An 813-nucleotide genomic window follows, 5' to 3' on the forward strand; every position below is an offset into this window, starting at 1 on the left:
GCTTCATCTTCACTTAATGCTTGGATTTTACACCTACAACCCCAGCCATTCGGTGGATAATTGTTACGCCAACAATAATGCTCCTTAGGTAAAATAAGTCCGTGAAAGGCTTTATGACTATCTCTAGTTCTATTATCCATAATTGCTACATATCTTAAGTAAGGCTTATCGCTAATTAGTTGTTTTTCATATCTTGCCAAACCATATACTTATCTTAGGTTTTGATTAAAGACAACTTTTAAATGGTGTTTATGAAGTCCACTAGCGTTTTTAAGCTCTTCTACACAATCTTTAAAGCTTGTGCCATCCAAGTAAGCTTTTTTTAAGTATACTATGCATTCTTTTAAGTGTTTCAATTTCATTTATCCCACTTATTAAAAATGTGCGATTATATGCACTAAAGCGTAATTTATCAAAATCATAATCTTTAGGTAATTTATCATCAAAGTATTTAATTGCGTCTAAAGGACTTAGTTTAAAAATATTGCTTAAATCATTCATCGCTTAAGCCTTTTAAACTAATATTTGTTAAAACTTGAGCCATTATGTTTTCTAGTTTGTCTTGTTTTATGCCTTAATTAAGTAGTTTATTCACAGCGTCTTCATAAGAATTTAAGTTTTCAAGGACTTTTAAAATTGTTCTTATAAGTCTTATCTAAACCCACTACCCAACATCATTAAATCTATATTATCCACAGCTTATTTATTTCATTAAAAAAGCTTTTAAAAACATTATTTATCCTATAAAGGTATAAATTTAGTTTGCATAGTTTTATTATTTAAATATTTTAAACCTATATAAAACTTAATCCT

General features: G+C 28.0%; 2 protein-coding genes. Both read right to left on the reverse strand.

Features of this window, described 5'->3' with window-relative positions; translation table 11 throughout:
- Nucleotides 1-200, reverse strand: a 200-nt coding sequence (locus tag AVBRAN12640_RS09880) for a phage head morphogenesis protein (RefSeq protein WP_336609191.1), incomplete at its 3' end; no start/stop codon positions are given.
- A gap of 91 nt (nucleotides 201-291) precedes the next feature.
- Nucleotides 292-501, reverse strand: coding sequence for a hypothetical protein (locus tag AVBRAN12640_RS09885; protein WP_336609192.1), 210 nt, complete (start codon nucleotides 499-501; stop codon nucleotides 292-294).
- Between the last annotated feature and the right edge of the window lie 312 nt (nucleotides 502-813).

The organism is Campylobacter sp. RM12640 (genome assembly GCF_020137595.1).
GTDB lineage: Bacteria > Campylobacterota > Campylobacteria > Campylobacterales > Campylobacteraceae > Campylobacter_E.